Source organism: Streptomyces sp. NPDC050806 (assembly GCF_055586425.1).
The window spans coordinates 396,051-418,634 of record NZ_JBVJIF010000009.1; the positions used below are offsets into that span (position 1 = coordinate 396,051).

18 protein-coding genes and 1 tRNA gene are annotated in these 22,584 nt (G+C 73.2%); 9 read left to right on the top strand and 10 right to left on the bottom strand.

Annotated elements, in window-relative coordinates:
• Nucleotides 1-14: 14 nt before the first annotated feature.
• The gene (locus tag ACZ6WH_RS28985; RefSeq protein ID WP_469731853.1) at nucleotides 15-362 is read left to right on the top strand and encodes a tetratricopeptide repeat protein; all 348 of its coding nucleotides are present in this window, start codon (nucleotides 15-17) and stop codon (nucleotides 360-362) included.
• Between the two features lie 108 nt (nucleotides 363-470).
• On the opposite strand, the gene ACZ6WH_RS28990 is transcribed toward ACZ6WH_RS28985, so the two are convergent.
• The 4 genes from ACZ6WH_RS28990 to hppD form a co-directional block, all read right to left on the bottom strand.
• Complete coding sequence (locus ACZ6WH_RS28990; RefSeq protein ID WP_469731855.1) at nucleotides 471-1,916, bottom strand: dihydrolipoyl dehydrogenase family protein; 1,446 nt, start codon at nucleotides 1,914-1,916, stop codon at nucleotides 471-473.
• A gap of 96 nt (nucleotides 1,917-2,012) precedes the next feature.
• Nucleotides 2,013-2,300: a ribosomal protein L7/L12 gene (locus tag ACZ6WH_RS28995; protein ID WP_432854958.1), complete on the bottom strand. Its 288-nt coding sequence runs from the start codon at nucleotides 2,298-2,300 to the stop codon at nucleotides 2,013-2,015.
• A 48-nt stretch (nucleotides 2,301-2,348) separates the two neighbouring features.
• Entirely contained in the window at nucleotides 2,349-3,713 is a 1,365-nt protein-coding gene (locus ACZ6WH_RS29000) for an FAD-binding oxidoreductase (RefSeq protein ID WP_469731857.1), read from the bottom strand.
• 111 nt (nucleotides 3,714-3,824) lie between these two features.
• Nucleotides 3,825-4,970, bottom strand: a complete 1,146-nt coding sequence (gene hppD, locus ACZ6WH_RS29005; protein ID WP_469731859.1) for a 4-hydroxyphenylpyruvate dioxygenase — start codon at nucleotides 4,968-4,970, stop codon at nucleotides 3,825-3,827.
• A 134-nt stretch (nucleotides 4,971-5,104) separates the two neighbouring features.
• On the opposite strand from hppD, the gene ACZ6WH_RS29010 reads away from it, so the two are divergent.
• Genes ACZ6WH_RS29010 through ACZ6WH_RS29030 form a run of 5 tightly spaced genes read left to right on the top strand, consistent with a single transcriptional unit; the run spans nucleotide 5,105 to nucleotide 9,342 of the window.
• Nucleotides 5,105-5,572 (top strand): Lrp/AsnC family transcriptional regulator, encoded by a 468-nt coding sequence (locus ACZ6WH_RS29010; RefSeq protein ID WP_030614406.1) that lies wholly within the window; start codon nucleotides 5,105-5,107, stop codon nucleotides 5,570-5,572.
• A gap of 15 nt (nucleotides 5,573-5,587) precedes the next feature.
• Nucleotides 5,588-6,235 (top strand): ABC transporter permease, encoded by a 648-nt coding sequence (locus ACZ6WH_RS29015; RefSeq protein ID WP_361562639.1) that lies wholly within the window; start codon nucleotides 5,588-5,590, stop codon nucleotides 6,233-6,235.
• Entirely contained in the window at nucleotides 6,228-7,469 is a 1,242-nt protein-coding gene (locus tag ACZ6WH_RS29020; protein WP_432854971.1) for an ABC transporter ATP-binding protein, read from the top strand. Before ACZ6WH_RS29015 ends, ACZ6WH_RS29020 begins: the two co-directional genes overlap by 8 nt.
• Entirely contained in the window at nucleotides 7,466-8,338 is an 873-nt protein-coding gene (locus ACZ6WH_RS29025; RefSeq protein ID WP_469731862.1) for an ABC transporter permease, read from the top strand. The genes ACZ6WH_RS29020 and ACZ6WH_RS29025 overlap by 4 nt, the downstream gene beginning before the upstream one ends.
• Nucleotides 8,338-9,342: a glycine betaine ABC transporter substrate-binding protein gene (locus ACZ6WH_RS29030; RefSeq protein ID WP_469731864.1), complete on the top strand. Its 1,005-nt coding sequence runs from the start codon at nucleotides 8,338-8,340 to the stop codon at nucleotides 9,340-9,342. The genes ACZ6WH_RS29025 and ACZ6WH_RS29030 overlap by 1 nt, the downstream gene beginning before the upstream one ends.
• 61 nt (nucleotides 9,343-9,403) lie before the next feature.
• Here ACZ6WH_RS29030 and ACZ6WH_RS29035 read toward each other — a convergent pair whose 3' ends face one another.
• The 4 genes from ACZ6WH_RS29035 to ACZ6WH_RS29050 form a co-directional block, all read right to left on the bottom strand.
• A complete protein-coding gene (locus ACZ6WH_RS29035; protein WP_469731866.1) occupies nucleotides 9,404-10,183 on the bottom strand; it encodes a YlbL family protein in 780 nt (259 codons plus the stop codon).
• Nucleotides 10,184-10,287: 104 nt separating this feature from the next.
• Nucleotides 10,288-10,929 carry an IclR family transcriptional regulator gene (locus tag ACZ6WH_RS29040; RefSeq protein WP_432854983.1) on the bottom strand — a complete coding sequence of 214 codons (642 nt, stop codon included), beginning with the start codon at nucleotides 10,927-10,929 and terminating at the stop codon, nucleotides 10,288-10,290.
• A gap of 310 nt (nucleotides 10,930-11,239) precedes the next feature.
• Nucleotides 11,240-13,015 (bottom strand): DEAD/DEAH box helicase, encoded by a 1,776-nt coding sequence (locus ACZ6WH_RS29045; RefSeq protein ID WP_469731868.1) that lies wholly within the window; start codon nucleotides 13,013-13,015, stop codon nucleotides 11,240-11,242.
• Between the two features lie 131 nt (nucleotides 13,016-13,146).
• Nucleotides 13,147-14,670, bottom strand: a complete 1,524-nt coding sequence (locus ACZ6WH_RS29050) for an MFS transporter (RefSeq protein WP_469731870.1) — start codon at nucleotides 14,668-14,670, stop codon at nucleotides 13,147-13,149.
• A gap of 172 nt (nucleotides 14,671-14,842) precedes the next feature.
• Here ACZ6WH_RS29050 and ACZ6WH_RS29055 point away from each other — a divergent pair, with 172 nt between their 5' ends.
• The 3 genes from ACZ6WH_RS29055 (at nucleotide 14,843) to ACZ6WH_RS29065 (ending at nucleotide 16,283) form a co-directional block, all read left to right on the top strand.
• Nucleotides 14,843-15,742 (top strand): alpha/beta fold hydrolase, encoded by a 900-nt coding sequence (locus tag ACZ6WH_RS29055; RefSeq protein ID WP_469731872.1) that lies wholly within the window; start codon nucleotides 14,843-14,845, stop codon nucleotides 15,740-15,742.
• Between the two features lie 112 nt (nucleotides 15,743-15,854).
• Nucleotides 15,855-15,926 (top strand) — tRNA-Cys (locus ACZ6WH_RS29060).
• A gap of 162 nt (nucleotides 15,927-16,088) precedes the next feature.
• The gene (locus ACZ6WH_RS29065; protein WP_469731874.1) at nucleotides 16,089-16,283 is read left to right on the top strand and encodes a hypothetical protein; all 195 of its coding nucleotides are present in this window, start codon (nucleotides 16,089-16,091) and stop codon (nucleotides 16,281-16,283) included.
• 42 nt (nucleotides 16,284-16,325) lie between these two features.
• Here ACZ6WH_RS29065 and ACZ6WH_RS29070 read toward each other — a convergent pair whose 3' ends face one another.
• Together ACZ6WH_RS29070 and ACZ6WH_RS29075 are read right to left on the bottom strand one after the other, a co-directional pair.
• The gene (locus ACZ6WH_RS29070; RefSeq protein ID WP_469731875.1) at nucleotides 16,326-18,659 is read right to left on the bottom strand and encodes a xanthine dehydrogenase family protein molybdopterin-binding subunit; all 2,334 of its coding nucleotides are present in this window, start codon (nucleotides 18,657-18,659) and stop codon (nucleotides 16,326-16,328) included.
• Nucleotides 18,656-22,495 carry a 2Fe-2S iron-sulfur cluster-binding protein gene (locus tag ACZ6WH_RS29075; protein ID WP_469731876.1) on the bottom strand — a complete coding sequence of 1,280 codons (3,840 nt, stop codon included), beginning with the start codon at nucleotides 22,493-22,495 and terminating at the stop codon, nucleotides 18,656-18,658. Before ACZ6WH_RS29075 ends, ACZ6WH_RS29070 begins: the two co-directional genes overlap by 4 nt.
• Nucleotides 22,496-22,584 lie beyond the last annotated feature (89 nt).

Genomic DNA, 22,584 nt, shown 5'->3' on the forward strand with positions numbered 1-22,584 from the left:
GCGTTGCCGAGACCATGACCGAGACGTACTACACGCACGGCTCCCCCGCCGAGCGCTGGGACCGTGCGGGACTCTTCTTCGACGCCAAGGACTACACCACCGCGGCGCAGATCCTCGAAGGCCTCGTCGCCGAGGTACCCGAGCAGGTCGCGCCGCGGCTGCTGCTGGCCCGCGCCTACTACCACTCCGCGCGGCTCTGGCGCGCGGAGACGGAGCTGCGCGCGGTCCTGGACCGGGACCCGGTCGAGAGCTACGCCCGGCTGATGCTGGGCCGTACTCTCCAGCGCCAGGGGCGGCCCGCCGAGGCCGCCCCCCATCTGCGGCTGGCCGCCGTCATGACCGGCTACCCGGAACTCGACTGAGCCGCGGGGCCACCCGGCCCCGTACGCGGCCGGGGCAGGGCGCTGCCGTCGCCCGTGCCACCGGCCCATGGCTGCCGTACGGGTGCCGTACGGGTGCCGACCGGCGGCTCAGCCCCGGTAGGTCTCCAGCAGCCGCAGCCACACCTCGCTGATCGTCGGGTACGCGGGCACGGCGTGCCACAGGCGGGACAGCGGCACTTCGCCGGCCACGGCGACGGTCGCCGAATGGAGCAGCTCACCGACGCCCGGGCCGACGAACGTCACGCCGAGCAGCACCTCGCGGTCCAGGTCGACGACCATCCGGGCGCGGCCGCGGTATCCGTCGGCGTACAGACTCGCGCCCGCCACGCCGCCCAGGTCGACGTCGACGCTGCGGACGCGGTGCCCCGCGCGCCCGGCCTCCTCGGCGGTCAGCCCGACCGAGGCCGCCTCGGGGTCGGTGAAGACGACCTGCGGGACGGCGGCGGTGTCGGCGGTCGCGGCGTGCGCGCCCCAGCGGCCGGTGTCGAGCCCCGGCTCGCCCTGGGCGCGGGCCGCGATGGCGGCGCCCGCGATCCGGGCCTGGTACTTGCCCTGGTGGGTCAGGAGCGCCCGGTGGTTGACGTCGCCGACCGCGTACAGCCAGCCCCCGTCGACGCCCGTGACCCGGCAGCTGTCGTCCACGTCCAGCCGGCCGCCCGGCTCCAGGCCCACGGTCTCCAGGCCCAGGTCGTCGGTGCGCGGCGCGCGCCCGGTGGCGAAGAGCACCTCGTCGGCCTCGATCCGCTCACCGCCGCCCAGGGTGAGGGTGACGGGGCCGTCCGGGTCAGGGCGGTGCACCTCCTCGACGGAGGTGTGCCACCGGAGGTCGGCGCCGGCCTCGCGCAGTGCCTCGGCGACCAGCTCGCCGGCGAACGGCTCCATCCGGGCCAGCAGTCCGGAGCCGCGTACCAGCATCGTGACCCGGGAGCCGAGCGCCTGGAAGGCGGTCGCCATCTCCACGGCGACCACACCGCCGCCGACCACCGCGAGGCGGCCCGGCACCGTCTGCGCGCTGGTCGCCTCGCGGCTGGTCCACGGGCGCGCGGTGGCCAGTCCCGGCAGGTCGGGGAGGGCCGCCCGGCTGCCCGTGCAGACCGCGACGGCGTGCCGGGCGATCAGCTCGGTGCCGCCGTCGACGGTCACCCGCCCGGGCCCCGCCAGCCGGCCCTTGCCGCGTACGAGGTCGATGCCGGCCGAGTCCAGCCACTCGACCTGGCCGTCGTCCTTCCAGTGCGAGGTGAAGGCGTCGCGGTGGGCGAACACGGCGCGGGCGTCGAGCGGTCCGCCCGCGGCCTCGGGCAGTCCGGGGACCCGGCGGGCGTCGGCGCGCGCGGTGACCGGGCGCAGCAGCGCCTTGGACGGCATGCAGGCCCAGTACGAGCACTCGCCGCCGACCAGTTCGCTCTCCACGATCACTGCGCTCAGCCCGAGTGCGTGCGCGCGGTCGGCGACGTTCTCGCCGACCGGGCCCGCGCCCAGCACCACGACGTCGTACTCCCTGCTCTTCGCTGCGGGTTCTGCGGTGGGTGCCATCGGCGCTCTCGCTCCCTGCGTCCGGCTGATCCGGCGGTGGACGGTCGTCGCGCCCATCCTCCGCCCGTGAGCGCGCCAGGGCCAGGCGAGCGCCGGTCAGCGTATGCGCGCCTCGACCGCCTCCTTGGCCTCCACCAGGCCGGCGCCCGTCAGCTGCCGGTACCGCTTGATCGCCTCGACCTTGCGGTCGCGGCGGATCAGGTCGTCGATCTCGGCCAGCTCGGGGCGGTCGTCCACGATGCCGTGGTGCGCCAGGAGGAGGTCCAGGCGGTGCTCGGTCTCCCGGAGGCGCCGCTCCAGCCGCTTGGCGCGCATGTCGGAGAAGGAGTTGACCAGCAGCAGGAGGGCGAGGACCAGCGCCACCCACGTCAGTACGTCATTCATGCCAGGACTGTACGTCCCGGCACCGACACCGGCCCCCGGCGCGGGCCGTCAGAAGACCTTTCCCGGGTTCAACAGGTTGTGCGGGTCGAAGACCTGCTTGATGCCCCGGTGCATCTCCAGGGAGACCGGGCCCAGTTCGCGGGCCAGCCACTCCTTCTTCAGTATGCCGACGCCGTGTTCGCCGGTGATCGTGCCGCCCAGCTCCAGGCCGAGGCCCATGATCTCGTCGAAGGACTCGCGGGCCCGCCGGGACTCGTCGGGGTCGGCGGCGTCGAAGCAGACGGTGGGGTGGGTGTTGCCGTCGCCCGCGTGCGCGCAGACGCCGATGGTGAGGTCGTACTTCTCGGCGATGGCGGCGCAGCCGTTGAGCAGGTCGGCGAGCTTGGAGCGGGGTACGCACACGTCGTCGATCATCGTGGCCGTCTTCACCGCTTCGAGGGCGGTGAGGGTGAGCCGGCGGGCCTGGAGCAGCAGGTCGGACTCGGCGGCCGTCTCGGCGGGGACGACCTCGGTGGCGCCCGCCTCCTCGCAGATGGCGCCGACCGCGGCCAGTTCGGCGGACGGGTCAGGGCTGTCGAAGGCGGCGAGCAGCAGCGCCTCGGTGGAGTCCGGGAGGCCCATGTTGGCCATGGCGTTGACCGCGCGGATGCTCGTACGGTCCATCAGCTCCAGCAGCGAGGGGGCGTGGCCGCGGGCCATGATCTCGCAGACCGCGGCGCACGCGGCGTCCGTGGAGGGGAACTCCGCTGCCAGCGCGAGCTGCTGCGGCGGCTCGGGCCGGAGCGAGAGGACGGCGCGCACGACGATGCCGAGGCTGCCCTCGGAGCCGACGAAGAGCCGGGTGAGGTCGTAGCCGGCGACGCCCTTGGCGGTGCGGCGGCCGGTCTGCAGCAGCCGGCCGTCGGCGAGCACCACGTCCAGGCCGAGCACGTACTCGGCGGTGACGCCGTACTTCACGCAGCACAGGCCGCCGGACGCGGTGCCGATGTTGCCGCCGATGGAGCACATCTCCCAGCTGGAGGGGTCCGGCGGGTAGTACAGCCCGTGCTCGTTCACGGCCCGGGAGAGGGTGGCGTTGATGACGCCGGGCTCCACGACCGCGATCCGGTCGACGGGGTTGATCTCCAGGATCCGGTCCATCTTGGTGAGGGAGAGGACGATGCAGCCGTCGGAGGCGTTGGCGGCACCGGACAGGCCGGTGCGGGAGCCCTGCGGGACGACGGGGACGCGCAGCTCGGTGGCAGTGCGCATGACGTGCTGGACCTGCTCGACGGTGCGCGGCAGGACGACGACGGCGGGGACGCCGGCCTCGCAGAAGCTGGCCATGTCGTTGGCGTAGGAGCCGGTGACGTCGGGGTCGGTGAGGACCGCCTCTTCGGGGAGTCCGCTGCGCAGCTGTGCGATGAGGTCCATGGCGTCAGCCTTGCATCTATGTTGCATACACGGAAGATCGTGGAAGTGATTTTCCGTCGTACGCCGCGCTCCGGCCGGGCCCGGGCGGAACACCCGGGCCCGGGCGCGGGGTCACAGGTTGCCGCGCTTCTCCTGCTCGCGCTCGATCGCCTCGAAGAGGGCCTTGAAGTTGCCCTTTCCGAAGCCGAGCGAGCCGTGCCGCTCGATCATCTCGAAGAAGACGGTCGGGCGGTCCTGGACCGGCTTGGTGAAGATCTGCAGCAGGTAGCCGTCCTCGTCGCGGTCGACGAGGATCTTCAGCTCGCGCAGCGTCTCCACCGGGACCCGGGTCTCGCCCGCCCAGTCGCCGAGCGTGTCGTAGTACGAGTCGGGGGTGTCCAGGAACTCCACGCCGGCCGCGCGCATCGAGCGCACCGTGGCGACGATGTCGTTGGTGGCGAGCGCGATGTGCTGGACGCCGGCGCCGCCGTAGAACTCCAGGTACTCGTCGATCTGCGACTTCTTCTTCGCGATCGCGGGCTCGTTGATCGGGAACTTCACCTTGCGGGTGCCGTCCGCGACGACCTTGGACATCAGCGCGGAGTACTCGGTGGCGATGTCGTCACCGACGAACTCCTTCATGTTCGTGAAGCCCATGACCTTGTTGTAGAAGGCCACCCACTCGTTCATCCTGCCGAGCTCGACGTTGCCGACGCAGTGGTCGATCGCCTGGAAGAACCGTTTCGCCGGGGGCTCGACGATGGGGGCGGCCGCGACGAAGCCCGGCAGGTACGGGCCGTCGTAACCGGAACGCTCGACCAGGGTGTGCCGGGTCTTGCCGTACGTCGCGATGACCGCGCGCACGACCGTGCCGTGCTCGTCCTTGGCCTCGTACGGCTCCTCGATGCCGCGCGCGCCGTGCTCGACCGCGTAGGCGTACGCGGCACGGGCGTCGGGGACCTCGATGGCCAGGTCGATCACGCCGTCACCGTGCTCGGCGACGTGGTCGGCGAGGAAGCGGCCCCACTCCGTCGTGGGCTTGACGACGGAGGTGAAGACGAAGCGGGCACCGCCGGACTCCAGGACGTAGGAGGCGGTCTCCCGGCTGCCGTTCTCCGGACCCGAATAGGCGACCCGCTTCATGCCGAAGGCGGTGGCGTAGTAGTGCGCTGCCTGCTTGGCGTTGCCGACGGCGAAGACGACGGCGTCCATCCCCTTCACCGGGAAGGGGTCCGCCTGCGCTGCCGTACCAGGTGAATGATCGATGGTCTCAGTCATGGCGGCAGGCTCTCTCTGAACCACAAGGTGCGCAATAGTTTGCGTTCCGACTGGACAACATGACCCCTGACTCACCGGTATCGTCGAGCGATCTGTACATCCTGACCATCTTCACCCCCATGGAGAGGCGGCACATGGCGATCGACCGGCTGGACGGGCGGCTCATCGAACTGCTCGCGGCGGAACCGCGCATCGGCGTACTGGAGGCGTCCCGCCGGCTGGGCGTGGCGCGCGGCACGGTGCAGGCGCGACTGGACCGCCTTCAGTCGAATGGAGTGATCCGGGGATTCGGCCCCGATGTGGATCCGGCGGCGCTCGGATATCCGGTGACCGCTTTCGCCACGCTTGAGATCAAACAGGGGCAAGGCGCCGACGTTCGTAATCATTTGGCAACCGTCCCTGAGGTGCTTGAGCTGCATACAACGACAGGACATGGGGACATGCTCTGCAGATTGGTTGCACGTTCCAACGCCGATCTACAACGTGTCATCGACCGAGTTGTCGGCTTTGATGGCATCATGCGGGCTTCGACTGCGATTGTCATGGAAAATCCGGTCCGCCTGCGCATCATCCCCCTGGTGCAACAGGCGTCGGGGGACTGAACGAGGAGACCCCGAGTGAGCTTCTGGGAGTACGTCGCAGGCCGGCACACCCAGCTGCTGATCGATACGTATCAGCACGCCAGTGCGGTGTTCCAGTGCATGGTTCTCGCCACCCTCATCGGGGTGCTCGTCGGCGTCCTCACCTATCGCAGCGAGTGGATGGGCAACCTCGCCACCACCGCGACGGCCACGATCCTGACCGTCCCCTCGCTGGCCATGATCGGCCTGCTCATCCCCATCGTCGGCCTGGGCGTCGCGCCCACGGTCGTCGCCCTCACGCTCTACGGGCTGCTGCCGATCGTCCGGAACGCCGTCGTCGGCCTGCGCGGGGTGGACCCCACGCTGGTCGACGCGGCGAAGGGCATCGGGATGTCCCGGGTCGCCCGGCTGCTCAAGGTCGAACTTCCGCTCGCCTGGCCGCCGATCCTGACCGGCATCCGGGTCGCCACCCAGATGCTCATGGGCATCGCCGCGATCGCCGCGTTCGCCTCGGGCCCCGGCCTGGGCAACGAGATCTTCCGCGGCATCGCCTCCCTGGGCAGCGCCAATGCGCTGAACCAGGTCCTCGCGGGGACCCTCGGCATCGTGATCCTCGCGCTCCTCTTCGACGCCGCGTACGTACTCATCGGACGCCTGACCATCCCCAGGGGGATCCGTGCCTGAGCAAACCACCACGGGCGCCGCCATTCAGCTGGAGAACCTCACCAAGCGCTACGCGGGCGGCGCGGTCCCGGCCGTGGACAACGTCACCATGGACATCAAGGCCGGCGAGATCGTGATCCTCGTCGGGCCCTCCGGGTGCGGCAAGTCCACCACGCTGAAGATGATCAACCGGCTGATCGAGCCCACCTCGGGCCGCATCACCATCGGCGACGAGGACGTCACGAACATCGACCCGGTGCGGCTCCGCCGCAAGGTCGGGTACGCCATCCAGTCCTCCGGGCTCTTCCCGCACATGACGGTGGCCCAGAACATCGCCCTGGTGCCGAAGATGATCGGCTGGTCCCGGACGAAGATCAAGAGCCGGGTCGAGGAGATGCTGGACCTGGTCGGCCTGGACCCGCGCGAGTTCCACGGCCGCTACCCCCGCCAGCTCTCCGGCGGCCAGCAGCAGCGCGTCGGCGTGGCCCGCGCGCTCGCCGCCGACCCTCCGGTACTCCTGATGGACGAACCGTTCGGCGCGGTCGACCCGATCACCCGCGACCACCTCCAGGACGAGCTGATCCGGCTCCAGCACGAGCTGCACAAGACGATCGTCTTCGTCACCCACGACTTCGACGAGGCCATCAAGCTCGGCGACCGCATCGCCGTCCTGCGCGAACGCTCGCACATCGCCCAGTTCGACACCCCCGAGGCCATCCTCACCAACCCCACCGACGACTTCGTCTCCGGCTTCGTCGGCGCGGGCGCGGCCCTGAAGCGCCTGAACCTCACGCGCGTCCGCGACGTGGAGGTCGTCGACTTCCCCACCGCCACCATCGAGGACCCGCTGCAGTCCATCTTCGACAAGCTGCGCGACGGCGCCAGCAACGAACTGCTGCTGCTGGACCGGCACAACCGGCCGTACAAATGGCTGCGCCGCGGCGACGTCACGCTCGCCAAGGGCTCGCTCGCGCGGGCCGGCACGCTCGTGCACGACACGGTCACCCGGGACGCCACGCTGCGGGACGCCCTGGAGGCCGTGCTCACCGACAACGCCGGCCGCGTCGCGGTCACCGGGCGGCGCGGCGAGTACACCGGCGTCGTCGACGTGGAGACGCTGATGAACAGCGTGCACGAGCTGCTGGAGGCGGACCGGATGGACGCCATCGAGCACCGGCACGAGCTGGAGGAGCAGCGCCACCAGCAGACCCGCCGGGAGCAGGAGGGCACCGACGCCCGCGGGGCCTCGGCATGAGCCCGCGCGAGGAGAACCGGCGGGACGGCCGGCCGCCGGGCGAGCACGACGTCATGGGGCTGGCCTTCCGGGACGAGGTACGCGGCGGCGAACGCGAGGAGGAGCCGCCGGCCCCGCCGTCGCGGCCGCCGCGCCGGATCACCTGGCAGAAGGCCACCTTCCTGCCGTTCGTGCTGATCGTGGCGCTGATCGCCACCTGGCTGTGGTTCCGCGGCGCGCACCTGGACTCCATCGCCCACCAAGCGGTCGACGACGGCAAGGTGTGGATGGCGTTGCGCCAGCACATCTATCTCACGGCGGTCTCCACCTTCTTCGTACTGATCATCGCGATCCCGCTGGGCATCGCGCTGACCCGGGCGAAGCTGCGGAAGGCGACCCCGGCGGCGGTGGCCCTGGCCAACCTCGGCCAGGCCATCCCGGCCCTGGGCCTGCTGGTGCTGCTGGTCATCTGGCTCGGCGTGGGCCCCAGGGCCGCGATCATCGGCATGATCATCTACGCCGTGCTGCCGGTGCTCGCCAACACCATCGCCGGACTCCAGGCCATCGACCCCACCCTCACCGAGGCGGCCCGCGGCGTCGGCATGTCACCGATGGGCGTGCTCACCAAGGTCGAGCTGCCGCTGGCGGTACCGCTGATCCTGGCCGGCGTGCGCAACGCGCTGGTCCTGAACGTCGGCACCGCCACCCTCGCCACGTTCGGCGGCGGCGGGGGCCTGGGCGACCTGATCTCGGCCGGGATCGTCACCCAGCGCATGCCGGTACTGATCCTGGGCTCCGTACTGACCGTGGCGCTCGCCCTGCTGGTCGACTGGCTGGCATCGCTCGCCGAACTGCTGCTGCGGCCGCGCGGCCTGGAGGGGACGACCTGATGGGGAACCGGCGTACGCACCGGACCACCGCACTGGCAGCAATGGCCGGGACGCTGCTCGCGGCGCTCGCGCTCGGCGGCTGCGGCCTGGTCAGCGGCAGCCCGATGACCGACGAGGTCAAGCCCGGCAAGGACGCGGGCTACGAGGGACAGCCGTTGAAGGGCGCGCAGCTGACCGTCACGTCCAAGGAGTTCACCGAGCAGATCGTGCTCGGCCAGATCATGGGCCTGGCCCTGAAGGCGGCCGGCGCCACGGTCGTGGACAAGACCAACATCCAGGGCTCGATCGGCGCCCGCGAGGCGGTGACCTCCGGCACGGCCGACGGCAGTTACGAGTACACCGGCACGAGCTGGATCACCTACCTCGGCAACACCGAGCCCATCCCCGACGAGCGCAAGCAGTGGGAGGCGGTGAAGGCCGCCGACAAGAAGAAGAACCTGGTCTGGCTCCCGTACTCGGAGCTGAACAACACCTACGCGCTGGCGCTCCTGCCGTCCGACCAGAAGAAGTACGGTGTCTCGAACCTCTCGGACCTGGCCGGGATGCTGAAGAAGAACCCGGACGCCGTCACGCTGTGCGTGGAGAACGAGTTCGCCACCCGCAACGACGGCCTTCCCGGCATGGTGAAGAAGTACGGCCTGAAGATCCCGTCGGGGAACATCAAGCGGATGTCGGCCGGCGTGATCTACACCCAGGTCAAGAAGGGCGGCACCTGCACCTTCGGCGAGGTCTACACGACCGACGGACGCATCCAGGCGATGGGCCTGAAGACGCTCGCGGACGACAAGCACTTCTTCCCGAACTACAACGCGGCGCCGCAGATGTACGCGCCGACGATGAAGAAGTACCCGGCCATCGCCGACGTGCTCGCGCCGATCACCAAGGCGCTGAACAACAAGGTGGCGCAGCGGCTGAACGGCAAGGTCGACGTGGACGGCGAGGACCCGCACGAGGTCGCCAAGGACTGGCTGGAGTCGGAGGGGTTCATCAAGGCGAAGGACTGACCGGCCGCCCGTGGTGGGTGGCGGGGTGCCCGGCCGGTCCGGCCGGGCCGCCGGCCGCCGATCAGCAGCTGGGCACCTTGCCGCCGGAGTTCAGGGCCTTGAGCGTGTCCACCGTGCCGGAGAGCGTGGTGACGGGGATCAGCCGCATGTCCTCGGGGAGGTTGGCGCGGGCGTCGGAGCACTCGTCCTTCGGCACCAGGAAGTACTTCGCGCCCTCGCGGTGCGCGGCCTGCGTCTTGAGCGCCACGCCGCCGACCGGGCCGATCTTCCCGTCGGTGGTGATCGTGCCGGTGCCGGCGATGGAGCGGCCGCCGGTCAGGTCGTGGCCGGCGCCGTCCCCGTCGATGGTGTCGATGATGCCGAGCGTGAAGAGCAGTCCGGCGCTCGGGCCGCCGACGTCCGCCAGCTCCAGGTCCACCCGCACGTCCTTCGGGGAGCGGTGCAGGTAGCGCAGGGCCGCGCCGACCGCAGCGTCCTGCGACTCCTTCATCTGTGCCGCGTTGTGCTTCGCCACCTCTTCGGTGTTGTCCCCGACCGGGTACACCGTGTCGCGCGGCATCACGGCCTCGTCCCGCCGGAACCAGGCCTTCAGCACCTCCGGCAGACGCGCGGAGACCTGCGGCCCGGTGGCCACGATGGCCGTCATCCGCAGCTCGCCGCTGGTCTTGCGGGCCTTGGCGCCGTGGACGGTGATGACCGGTTCGCCCTTGTGCTCGCCGAGGACGTTCGCGGCCGGTCCCGGATAGGCGATCGAGAACGGCAGCGGCACAAAGGCGGCAACGGCGAGGAGCGCGATGACGAGGGCGGAGCAGACCGCCAGGGTGCGGGCGCGAGAAGACACCCCGCCACCCTAGATGACCTCCGTACCGAAGATCCCACCGCGGCGCGGTGCACGGCCGCGGGAGGGTCCCGTCCGTACGGACGGGACGTACGGGGTTCCGTACGTCACCGCAGCGCCTCCGCGACCTCCTTGGCCGCCGCGACCACCCGGGCGCCGACCCGCTCGGGCACGGTGTCGGCGAGCAGCACCACGCCGACGCTGCCCTCGATGCCGCTCACCCCGAGCAGCGGTGCAGCCGCCCCGCTCGCCCCGGCCTCCAGCTCGCCGTGGGTCAGCGCGAGCCCGTCGCCCTCCGTGTGTCCCTGGCGGGCCTGCAGGATGGCGCGGCCGGCGGCCCCGCGGTCCAGCGGGTGCCGGAAGCCGGCCCGGTAGGCGACGTGGTAGTCCGTCCAGGTCGGTTCGACGACGGCGACGGCCAGCGCTTCGGTGCCGTCGACGAGCGTGAGGTGGGCGGTGGCGCCGAGGTCCTCGGCCAGTGAGCGCAGCGCGGGCAGCGCCGCCTCGCGCACCAGGGGGTGCACCTGCCGGCCCAGGCGCAGCACGCCCAGGCCGACCCTGGCCCGGCCGCCGATGTCCCGGCGGACCAGCGCGTGCTGCTCCAGGGTGGCCAGCAGACGGTAGACCACGGTCCGGTTCACCCCGAGCTTGTGGGAGAGCTCGGTGACGGTGAGGCCGTGGTCGGTGTCGGCGAGCAGCTTGAGGACCCGCAGTCCTCGGTCGAGCGTCTGGGAGGTCTCCGCGGTCACGACGCCTCCTCCTCGGGTGAGTGGCGGCTCTGGCTCTACGGGGAGGTCGCCCTGCCGGTCCCACGGCAGCGCTGACGAGGCCGCCGGTTCTGGCACCGGCTGCGCTCCGCGGCGGCGCTGCCACGGGGCGTGTTCGTGACGGGGACAGTAGCGATCCAGTCCGGTCAGCGGAAGAGTCCGTCCAGAATCCGGTCGCAGCTGCCCGCTCTATCCCCATTGATCCTGGCGTGACGGCACTCGGTGCCGGTAAAAGAAGGAGGGCGGCCCCGCTCGGGGACCGCCCTGCACACCCGCGTACGCGCGGCGCGGCTCAGCGCATCCGCGTGGCCCACTCCTGGACCTTCTTGATCCGCTCCCGGATCTGCCCGGCGGTGGCCTCCGCGCTCGGCGGCCCGCCGCACACCCGGCGCAGCTCGTTGTGGATCACGCCGTGCGGCTTGCCGCTCTGGTGGACGTACGCACCGACCAGCGTGTTCAGCTGCTTCCGCAGCTCCAGCAGCTCCTTGTGCGTGACCACGGGGCGCCGCTCGGCGGGCAGCTCCAGCAGGTCGGCCTCCTCGGCCGGCCGCTTCTTGCTGTGCGCGATCTGCCGGGCCTGCCGCTTCTGGAGCAGCATCTGCACCTGGTCCGGCTCCAGCAGGCCGGGGATGCCGAGGTAGTCCTGCTCCTCCTCGCTGCCCGCGTGCGCCTGCATGCCGAACTCGGCGCTGTTGTAGAGCACCCGGTCGAAGACCGCGTCGGACTCCAGCGCCTCGAAGGAGAACTGCTCCTGCTCGCCGGTGTCCTCGTCCTGCTCCTTGTTCGCCTCGTCCATCTCCTTCTCGGACTCGGCGTACGGGTCTTCCTCGCTGTCCTTCTTCGGCTTGTCGAGCACGTGGTCGCGCTCGACCTCCATCTCGTTGGCGAAGCCGAGCAGCATGGGCACGGTCGGCAGGAACACCGAGGCCGTCTCGCCGCGCCGCCGGGACCGCACGAAACGGCCCACGGCCTGCGCGAAGAACAGCGGCGTCGAGATCGTCGTGGCGTACACGCCGACCGCCAGCCGCGGCACGTCGACGCCCTCGGACACCATCCGGACCGCGACCATCCAGCGGTCCTCGGACCCGGAGAAGTCGTCGATGCGCTGCGAGGCGCCGGTGTCGTCGGAGAGGACGAGCGTCGCCTTGTTCCCCGTTATCTCCCGGATCAGCTTGGCGTACGCGCGGGCCTGCTCCTGGTCGGAGGCGATGACCAGCGCACCGGCGTCCGGGATGGACTTCCTGACCTCCGACAGCCGCTGGTCGGCGGCGCGCAGCACGTTCGGCATCCACTCGCCGCGCGGGTCCAGCGCGGTGCGCCAGGCCTGCGAGACGGCGTCCTTGGTCATCGGCTCGCCCAGCCGCGCCGCGATCTCGTCGCCGGCCTTGGTCCGCCAGCGCATGTTGCCGCTGTAGGACATGAAGATGACGGGCCGGACGACCCCGTCGGCCAGCGCGTTGCCGTAGCCGTAGGTGTAATCCGCCGAGCTGCGCCGGATGCCGTCGTTCCCCTCCTCGTACGTCACGAAGGGGATCGGGTTGGTGTCCGACCGGAAGGGCGTACCGGTCAGCGCGAGCCGCCGGGTCGCCGGCTCGAAGGCCTCCTGGCACGCCTCGCCCCACGACCTGGAGTCACCGGCGTGGTGGATCTCGTCGAGGATCACCAGCGTCTTGCGCTGCTCGACGCGGTTGCGGTGCAGCATCGGCCGGACGCCCACGCCCGCGTACGTCACGGCGACGCCGTGGTACTCGCGGCTCAGCGGCCCCGCGCTGTACTCCGGGTCCAGCTTGATGCCCAGCCGGGCGGCCGCCTCCGCCCACTGCTTCTTGAGGTGCTCGGTGGGCGCGACCACGGTGACCTGCTGCACGACGTGGTGGTGCAGCAGCCACGAGGCGAGGGTGAGCGCGAAGGTGGTCTTGCCCGCGCCCGGGGTCGCGACCGCGAGGAAGTCCCGGGGCTGGGTCTCGATGTACCTGTCCATCGCGCCCTGCTGCCAGGCGCGCAGCTTGTTCGCGGTACCCCAGGGGGCCCGTCCCGGGAAGGCCGGGGACAGGTGCTGGTTGTTCATGGCGCTGGTGGTAGTACTCACGGTCTCCGTCGGCTGGCTCGGCGATCGGCAACCGCGTCAGGGTACCCGTGCCGTCCGGCCCGTCGCGGAATTCCGGCCGGGCGGCGGAGCGGGTGCGACTCAGCTCACATTCACGGTCCGGGTGCGGGTCCGGCCGCCGGTCCGGTCGCAGGTTCCGCTTCCGGCGCGGGCCGCAGCCGGGTCGCCACGTACGCGCCCACCATCGCGACCAGGGACATCGTGGCGAAGACGGCGGCGAAGGCGGCCGGGTGCGCGACGGTGGAAGCACCGGTGTGCGTGCCGGGGTGAGCCGTGGCGACCGCGCCCCCGCCGAACGCGACGAAGAGGATGCCGGCCACGCCGACGAAGACGATGTTGCCCAGCGCGTCGGAGACCTGGAGGGAGGCGGAGTTGCGGCCCGCGTCCTCGGGGCGCGACAGCTTCAGCAGCAGCACGCTGCCGCTGGAGATGGTCAGCCCCATGCCGAACCCGGCGACGACCCAGGAGAACGCCACGACGGCGGCCGGCACCGTCTCGATGAGCGCCAGGGGCAACAGGGCGACGGCCAGGGCCATCAGGAGCATGCCGAGGCACATCAGCCGCTCGCGGTACGGCTCCAGGCGCGGACGGCTCTGCGTGTACGAGCCGAGCGCCCAGGTCAGGCCGCCGCCGGTGAGCGAGAGCCCGGCCAGCGTCGGGCTCAGCCCGCGCTGGGTGACCAGCATCAGCGGCACGAAGCTCTCCGCGGCCAGCAGCGAACCCGCCGCGAGCCCGCGGATCAGCACCACGGACGGCAGCCCGCGCACCGCCCGGAACGTGCCCCCGGGGAGCAGCCGGAGCACCGCGGGGACGAGCAGCGCCAGCCCGGCCGCGGCGGGCAGCAGCGCGACCGGGCGCAGGTCCTGCCCGGCGTACTGGAGCAGTCCGGCACCGCCGGCCACGGCGAGCGCGAGGAGGATGCGGCGGCGGTCCAGCGACGCCGCGCCGTCCGCCGTACGGGGCAGCTTGCGCAGGGCCGGGAGCATGACGGCGAGCGGCAGCAGCACCAGCACCGGTATGGAGAGGAAGACCCACCGCCACCCCAGGTGCTCGGTGACCGTCCCCGAGACGACGGGGCCGACGATCACCGGCAGCACCCAGGCCGCCGAGAACGACGCGAGGACGGCGGGCCGCAGCCGCTCCGGGTACGCGCGGCTCACGACCACGTACAGCGCGACGATCACCAGCCCGCCGCCGAGCCCCTGCACCGCGCGCCCCGCGACGAACGTCCACATCGTCGGCGCGGCACCCGCCAGCACCAGCCCGCCGCCGAAGGTGAAGATCCCGCTGAACAGCGGCGCGAGCGGCCCGTTCCGGTCGCACCAGGCGCCCGACAGCGCCATCGAGAACAGGCTCGCCGTGAAGTACGCGGAGAACGCGAACGCGTACAGCTCGATCCCGTCCAACGCCCGCGCCGCCACCGGCATCGCGGTGTTCACCGCGCTCGCCTCGAACGCGATGAGCGAGACGACGGAGATGATCCCGAGGGTGAGCGCACGGTGTGCACGGCCGAGCACGCCGCCTTCGGCGGGCTCGGGGGCGGGGACGGGCATGGCCCCGGGGGCCTGGGCATCGGGGACGGCGACGTCACTGTCGCGCGGGTCAGCGGCGGTCATTTCGCCACAGTAAGGCGCACGCGCGGCGTACACCCCTGTCGTTCGCCCGAATTCCGCTCCGCCGCTGGACCTACGACGCGCGGGCCGTCACACGGCCGCCGCCGCGGTCGTCATACGGCCGCCGCACCGGTCGTCGCACCGGTTCGCCCGCCCGATCCGGCACACTTCCCCCATGTCCCGCTCCCGCTCGTACCAGTACCGCTCCTACGACGGCACCGAACTGCACTACCGCGTGCTCGGCCCCGACGAGGCCGACTCCGGGCTCCCTCCCCTGGTCTGCCTGGCCGGCGGCCCCGCCCGGGACGCCGCCTACCTCGGCGGCCTGGGCGGTCTCGACGCGGACCGCCGGCTGATCCTCCCGGACAGCCGCGGCACGGGCGCCTCACCGGCCGCCGAGGACCCGGCCGCGTACGCCTTCCCCCGCCTCGCCGAGGACCTGGAGGCGCTCCGCGCCCACCTCGGCCTGGAACGCTTCGCCCTCCTCGCGCACAGCGCCGCCGCGGCCACCGCGCAGGCGTACGCGGCCGGCCACCCGGACCGGCTGAGCCGCCTGGTCCTGGTCGCCCCCGGCTCGCGCCTCCAGGGCGAACTCCCCGACGACGCCCGGGAGATCTTCGAGTCCCGCGCCCACGAGGAGTGGTGGCCCGACGCCTCGGTCGCCGTCCAGCGGCTCGCCGAGACCGGAGACATGGACGAGGTACGGGACCTCCTCCGCCGCGCCGCCCCCTTGGCGTACGGCCACTGGGACGAACCCCAGCGCGCCCACGCCGCGGCCGAGGGCGACCAGCTCAACCCCGTGCCCCGCGCCGGCTTCTGGCAGGCCGTCGACGACACCGCCCGCGCGGCCCTGCTGACCGCCCTCCGCGACGTGACCTGCCCCGTCCTGGTCGTCACCGGCGACCGCGACGCCCTCTCCGGCATGCGCGCCGGCGAACTGGTCGCCGCCTCCTTCCCGCACGCGCAGCTGCGCCCCCTCCACCTGGTCGGCCACTACCCCTGGGTCGACGACCCGGACCGCTTCAGCGCCCTGGTCGAAACCTTCCTCCACACAGCCGAGGCCCCCCTCCCCTGACCCCTTGCGTGAACGCCGTGTTGCCCCGCATGACAACCGCATGGCACCCGCCCCCGATCCCTTGCCCCCTCCCCCGCCCCCCTGCCTACTCTCCTTGCACGCACCAACCCCCGGCCGTGTGCCCGAGTGGTTCAGGGACTCGCCTGCAAAGCGAGTTACGCGGGTTCGATTCCCGCCACGGCCTCGGACTGTCTGAACAGGCAGAACGAAAGGGCGGCGCCCCCGGCGGGCGCCGCCCTTTCGTGTGTCCCTGCTCCGGGGTGATTGCGGACGGCCGGACATGAAGGGCGGCGGAGCGCGGTACTCAGTGGCTGGACGAGATGTTGTCGCTCGTGAGGAGTGTGTGATGGGCGAGACGTACGGGCCCGGTGGGTCCAGTGCTGAGGCTGTGGACGGGGTCGACAAGGACGAGCTGGAGAAGGCGGACAAGGACCGGCGGGAGGCCGAGGTGGCCCAGGAGGCCGCCGGGGAGGAGCCGCACCGGCCCGGGGCCGGGGAGCCGGCGCCGGGCGGCGAGGGGGGCGGTGACGGGGCCGGATAGCCCCGTTCCCGCGTCTCCCGGGGTGGTCCTGGTGCCTGCGAGTTACGTCAGCGGGGTCAGGGCCGCTGCCTGCGGGCGGATGGGGAGGCGGCCTATCGGGCGGCCGGTGGCGGCGCGGACGGCCGAGGCCACCGCCGCCGGGGCCGCGACGACCGGGGCCGCGGAGACCGGCTTGGCACCGAACGGGGCCACCACGTCGCGCTCCTCGATGAGCTTGACGATGCGGATGTCCGGGGCGTCGAGGGAGGTCGGCAGCGGGTAGCCGGTCAGGTCCGGATGGCGGACCAGGCCGCGGGTGGTGCGGAGGTTCTCCATCAGGGCGGCACCCAGGCCCTGCGTGACGCCCGCCTCGATGCGCGCGCGCAGCTGGGCGGGGTTCAGTACCCGGCCGACGTCCTGGGCGACGGACAGCTCGACGACGCGGATCGTGCCCAGCTCGATGTCGACGTCGGCGACGCAGCGGATCGCGCAGAAGGCGAGGCCCACGAAGGCGTCGCCCTGACCGGTGTCGTCCAGCGGCTCGGTGGGGTGCGGGCGGCACTGCGCCGTGGCCCACAGCTCCTTGCCGTCCAGCGCCTCGGCGACGGTGGTGCTGAGCACGCCGTCGTACGAGGTGATCTTTCCGTCGGCGATCTGGAGGAGTTCGGTGGACATGCCGAACTTGTGGGCGAGGGGCTGGAGGAGCTGCGTGCGGACCATCTTCGCGGCCCGCTCCACCGCTCCGCCCGAGACCCACGTGTGGCGGCTGTGGCAGGCACCGCCGGCCGGCGGCTGGTCGGTATCGACGGCGGCGACGTGCACCTCTTCGACCCCGAGCGTCTCCTGGACGATCTGGCGGGCCAGCGTGGAGAAGCCGGAGCCGGTCTCGACGGCGGCGCAGATCACCGTCGCCACCGAGCCGTTGACCTTGACCGTGGCCGTGGAGACCTCGTCAGCGCCCTCCGCGCCCAGCATGTGCACCATGCCGATGCCGTACCCGACACCGCGGCGCACGGCGGACGGATCGCTCGCGCCCTCCGGCCCGCCCGGCAGCAGCCACTCCTCCTGCGGCGCGTCCTTCGGCAGGTCCGGGAGCGGGGCGTCCTTGACCGCCTGGAGCAGCTCGGCGACCGGCGCCGGGCAGGTGACGGTCTGGGAGGTCGGGAGGATGTCGCCGGTGGCCATGGCGTTGCGCAGCCGCAGCTCGGCCGGGTCCAGGCCCAGCTTCGCCGCCAGCTTGTCCATCTGGCCCTCGTACGCGGCGCACACCTGCATCGCGCCCTCGCCGCGCAGGTGCCCGGCGGGCGGGTTGTTCGTGCGGACCGCCCAGCCCTCCACGAAGGCGTGCGGGACGACGTACGGGCCGCAGGCGAAGGAGACGGCGGCGGCGAGCGCGTCGGCCGAGGTGTCGGCGTACGCGCCCGCGTCCATCAGGATCTGCGCCTCGACCTTCACCAGCTTGCCGTCGGAGTCGGCGTGGTGGCGGTACCGGAGGATGGTCGGGTGCCGGTGGGCGTGCGAGAGGAAGGACTCCTCGCGGGTCGCGGCGAGCTTGACCGGGCACCCCGTGCGCAGCGCGAGCATGCCGAGCGGCAGCTGGATGCCGGGGTCCTCGCGGTCGGCGGTCGCGCCGGGCACGCCGGTCACCACGATCTTGACCTTGTCCTGCGGCAGCCCGAAGCAGGCGGCGGCGAGGTCGCGGTCTGTGTGCGGGTCGGTGGCGGCGGTGTAGATCTCCACCCCGCCGTCCGGGCGAGGCACCGCGAGTCCGGCCTCGGCCCCGATGGGCGCCGGGTCCTGGCGGCCGATCCGGTACAGCCCCTCGACGACCACCTCGCCGGCCGCCTCGGGGTCTCCGAAGCGCAGCGGGATGTGCCGCACGAGGTTGCCGTCCGGGTGCAACGGCTCGGCCTCGAAGGCCAGCTGGGGGTCGGTGACCGGCTCCAGCACCTCGTACTCGACGGCGATCGCGGCGGCCGCGAGCCGGGCGGTGTCGGGGTGGTCGGCGGCGATCGCGGCGATCGGCTCGCCGTGGTGGCGCACCTCGTCCTTGGCGAAGACGGGCCGGTCGGGCGTGCCGCGCCCGTGTCCGGCGTCCCCGGGGACGTCCTCGTGCGTGACGACGGCCCGTACGCCCGGCATCTCGGCGGCGTGCTTGGTGTCGATCGAGAGGATGCGGGCGCGGGGATGCGGGGAGCGCAGGACCGCGGCCCAGAGCAGGCCCTCGGCCCACAGGTCGGCCGCGTACGGGAAGATGCCCTGGGTCTTGGCGGGGGCGTCGGCCGACGGCAGCGAGACGCCCAGACCGTGCGGCGGCGGCTCCGCCTCGGTGGCCTGGTCGGTGCCGGGCGCGGCCGTGACGGTGACGGCGCCGGCGCCCTCGTGCGTGCCGGTCATGCGAGGCCTCCCGACTGCGGGTCGGCCCCCGGGCCCTGGGTGTTCGGGTCGTGGGGGTGGTGGGGACGGCGGTGCGATGCGGGGTCGGGGTGCGGGTCGAGACCCGGGTCCAGGTCCTCGACCAGCGCGTCCTGGCCCCCGAGGGCGTCGCGACCGTACGAGTCGTGCCCGGCGAGGGCGTCGTGCCCGTAGGAGTCGTGTCCGGCGAGGGCGTCCCGGCCGTAGGAGTCGTGCGTGGCGTACGGGTCGCCGTTGTACGCGGGACCGGTCCCGGCGTACGGATCGGCGCTGCCGTACGGGTCGCCGGTGAATCCGGGCGTGGCGTACTGGTCGGCCGTGGGCACGCCTTCGGGGTACGTGCCGCCGTCGGCGTACCCGCCCTCGGGGTAGCCCCCTTCGGGGTAGCCGCCCTCGGGGTAACCGTTGTCGGCGTACGTGGCGTCGGGGTACGTCCCGTCGGCGTAGGTGCCGGCCTGGTCGGCGTACGGAGACGGGCCGTCGAGGGTGTCCTCGGGGCCGTGCGGGTGCAGGCCTTCGGGGGTGGCGAACCCCCGGCCTTCGGAGGCGTCGTGGAGGGCTTCGGTACCCGTGCCGTGCGCGTGGCCGTGGTCGTGGCCCTGCGCGTGGCCGTGGTCGTAGGGCTGCCCTTCCCCGTAGGAAGCGGCGTCGGCCGCGGCGTCGCCGTACGGCTGCTCCGGGTACCCCGCCTCCGGGTTCGGCTCCTCGGCGTACCCCTGCGCGGCGTACCCCGGGTCGGCGTACTGCTCCTCCGCGTACTGCTCCCCGTTGTACGCGCCGGGGTCGGCCGGGCCCGCCTGGTGCGGGATGCGGGCGGCCGGCTCCTGCTGGTCCGGGGCCTGCTCCGGTGCCCGGTCCTGGCCGTGCCCCTGGCCCTGCGGCTGGGCGAGTTCCTCGTCGTGCGCCTCGGAGGCGGCCCGGGCCGCCTCGGCACGGCCGGTGGCGACCTCCTGCACGGCGTCCAGGACTCCGCGGTAGCCGGAGCAGCGGCAGAGGTTGCCGCACAGCGCCTGGCGGGCCTGCAGTTCGGTGGGGGCGTGGTTGCCCTCCAGCAGGTCGTGCACGGTCATCGCCATGCCCGGGATGCAGAAGCCGCACTGCACGGCGCCGGAAGCGGCCAGTGCGCGCTGCACGTCGGACGGCGTGCCGTCCTTGGCCAGGCCCTCGACCGTACGGACCTCGCTGCCCGCCGTGGTCGCGGCGGGCACCAGGCAGGACGCCACGAGGCGGCCGTCGACCTGTACGGAGCAGGCGCCGCACTCGCCCTGGGAGCAGCCGTCCTTGGCGCCCGCGAGGCCGAGCCGCTCGCGCAGCACGTAGAGCAGGGACTCGCCGATCCAGGCGTCCGTGACCGGGCGGTCGATGCCGTTCACGGCCAGGACGTAGGAGGCACGGGGGTGCTCCAGGTCGGCGTGCGGAGAGGGGTCCACGGGAGGCGCTGCGGTCGTCGCCTCCTCGGGAGCCACGGGGTGCGCCGCTTCGGGAGCGGCGGGCGCCTCTTCCGGGGCGGCCACCGCGGAAGAGGCGGCGTGCGCCTCCTCGGGTGCCTCGGACGTACGCGATGCGTGGTCGTCCCGGTCGTCCTGAGAGCCGTCCTGAGAGGTGGCGTCCGTGGCGGCGCCCGCACCGGCGTCGGCGTCGGCCTCGGGCCCGGGGACGGACTCGGCCTCGGGGCCGGTTTCGGTCCCGGGGGCCGCCTCGGCCGCGGCGGGGTCCGCCGGGGAGCCGGCCTCTGGGGAACCGGCCTCTGCGGACGGCGCCGGCGTCTCCGGCAGCTCCGGCGCGTCGGCCGCGGCAGCGTCGGGCGCCCGGTCCTCCGGGGCCGGCCCCTGCTCCGGCGCCTCGCCGGACGCCTCGGACGGCTCGGCTGCCGCCGCTGCGTCGAATGCCGCCGATTCCTCGGAGGCAGCGGTCCCGGCCGCGAGCGCCTCGGGAGCGACCTCCTCGGCCGCCTCAGGAGCCACAGGCTCGGGGGCAATCGCCTCAGGGGCGACCGCCTCGGGTGAGGTCGGCTCCTCGGGCCCGGCGGGCTCTCCAACGGGAGCCGCTCCCTCGACAGGGACTGCGCCCTCCGCAGGGGCCGTCCCCTCGGCGGGCCCGGCCCCCTCCGGAGCGGCAGCCGCGTCCTCGGGCGCGGCGACCGCGGCACCCGAAGGGGCCTCGGCACGAGCGCCCTCGGGCTCTGCGGCGATGGTCTCCTCAGGGCGCGTCGCGGCGTCCGCCTCAGGGGCCGCGCCGTTGGCATGCACGTCGACATGCGCATCGACATGTGCGCCGTCGGCCGGAACCGCCACGCCGTCCCGCGCCGCCTCCGGGCGCTCCGGACCTTCCAGGCTCTCCGGCACGCTCTCCGCCGGGGCCGTCACGCGCTCGGCCCCCGCGTTCGTACGCGCGTCCGCCGGCTCCGCACGGCCGTCCTCGGCGGGCACGGTCCCGGGCTCCGCCGGTGCGGTCCCGGGCTCGGCGGGCGCGGACTCGGCCAGCGGCTTCGGGGTGGTCCGGCGACCCGAGACCAGGGCGTCCGCGAGGGCGATGCCGTCCGCCATACCGCCACCGGGCGTGCCGAACAGGCTCTGGTACGAAGGGGGTTGCTGCCCGGGGCTCGGCCACTGCTCGCCCTGCACCGGGGGCACGCCGTGCGGCGTCGGCGCGTGGCCGGTGTAACCCTGCGCTGCGTGCGCGTCACCGGGAAGCGGCCACTGCACGGCGGCACCGGGCGCCCCCGGTGCGTCGCTCGCCCCGTAGGCGCCCTGCTGCATCGCGTTCTGCGCCGCGGGGTGCGGCCCCACGTGGTACGGGCCGACGTGCTGCGGTCCGGCGGGCTGCGGCAGCCCCGCCTCGCCCGCGCGCCCGGCCCCGGTGCCGTCGCCGTCCCGGCCCTGGCCGTCGGCCGCCGCGTCCGCTCCGGCGGCCGTGTCCGGTCCGGGTGCCGCCGCGTCCGCCGGGGTGCCGATGCCCGAGAAGTCCCAGTGTCCGGTGGGCTGCGGGGTGCCGGGCATGGTCCGGCGGGCCGGGTCGGGCTCCTGGACCGGGTAGCCACCGTGCGGGCCCTGCCGGTCGTCGCCGACCAGGTACTCGCCGGACTCCTCCAGCACCTCGTCACCGGCTGCGGGCACCGCCCACTGGCCGGCGCCCGCGCCGAACGTCCCGTCCGCGCCCGGCTGCCCGTCCGCGCCCGCGACCGGCCACTCCACCGTGTCCGGCCCGTCGGCATCGTGGGTGCCGTCGCCGGGCCCGGCGGCGCCGTGCTGCTCCCCGCCGGGCATGCCGGCCGGGGCCCCGCCGCCGTACGACATGGCCGCCGGGGCGTCCGCCGCCGGGTCCACGAAGGGCATGGTCCACTGGCCGGTCGCGGCGGGGTCCGTGCTCGCGCCGCCCGCCGGGGACACGTACGGCGAGGCCGCCGCGTCATCGGTGCCCGTGGCCGCGCCGTCGCCCGCCGCCGGGAAGTAGTCCGGGGGGATGTAGCCGTGCCCGGGGGCCGCGAGCGGGTCCGCGCCGTACCCGTAGGCGGGCGCACCGGCCTCGCCCTCGTGGCCCGCGCCCGGTACGCCGTATCCGCCGTGCGCCTCGCCGGCACCGCCCGCGCCCTGTGTGCCCGCCGTGCCGTGCGCCCCGTAGATGGCCGCGCCGTACGCGCCGGAGGCGTAGCCGCCGGCACCGTGCGCGCCCGCGCCGTACGCCCCGTTCAGCCCGTACGCCTCCAGGTCGTCGGGCAGCTGGACGAAGGCCGTGGCCTCCTGGTCGTACTCGCCCTGCGGCAGCGGCTCCCAGCCCTGTCCGTGCTGGGGCTGACGCGGGGTGTCCCCGTCACTCATGCGCCGGCCTCGCTTCGCTCGGCTCGCTCGGCGGGCACGCATGCGCCGTGCGCGGTTCGCTGCCCGTTGTCGGTCCGCTCGCTGCGCTC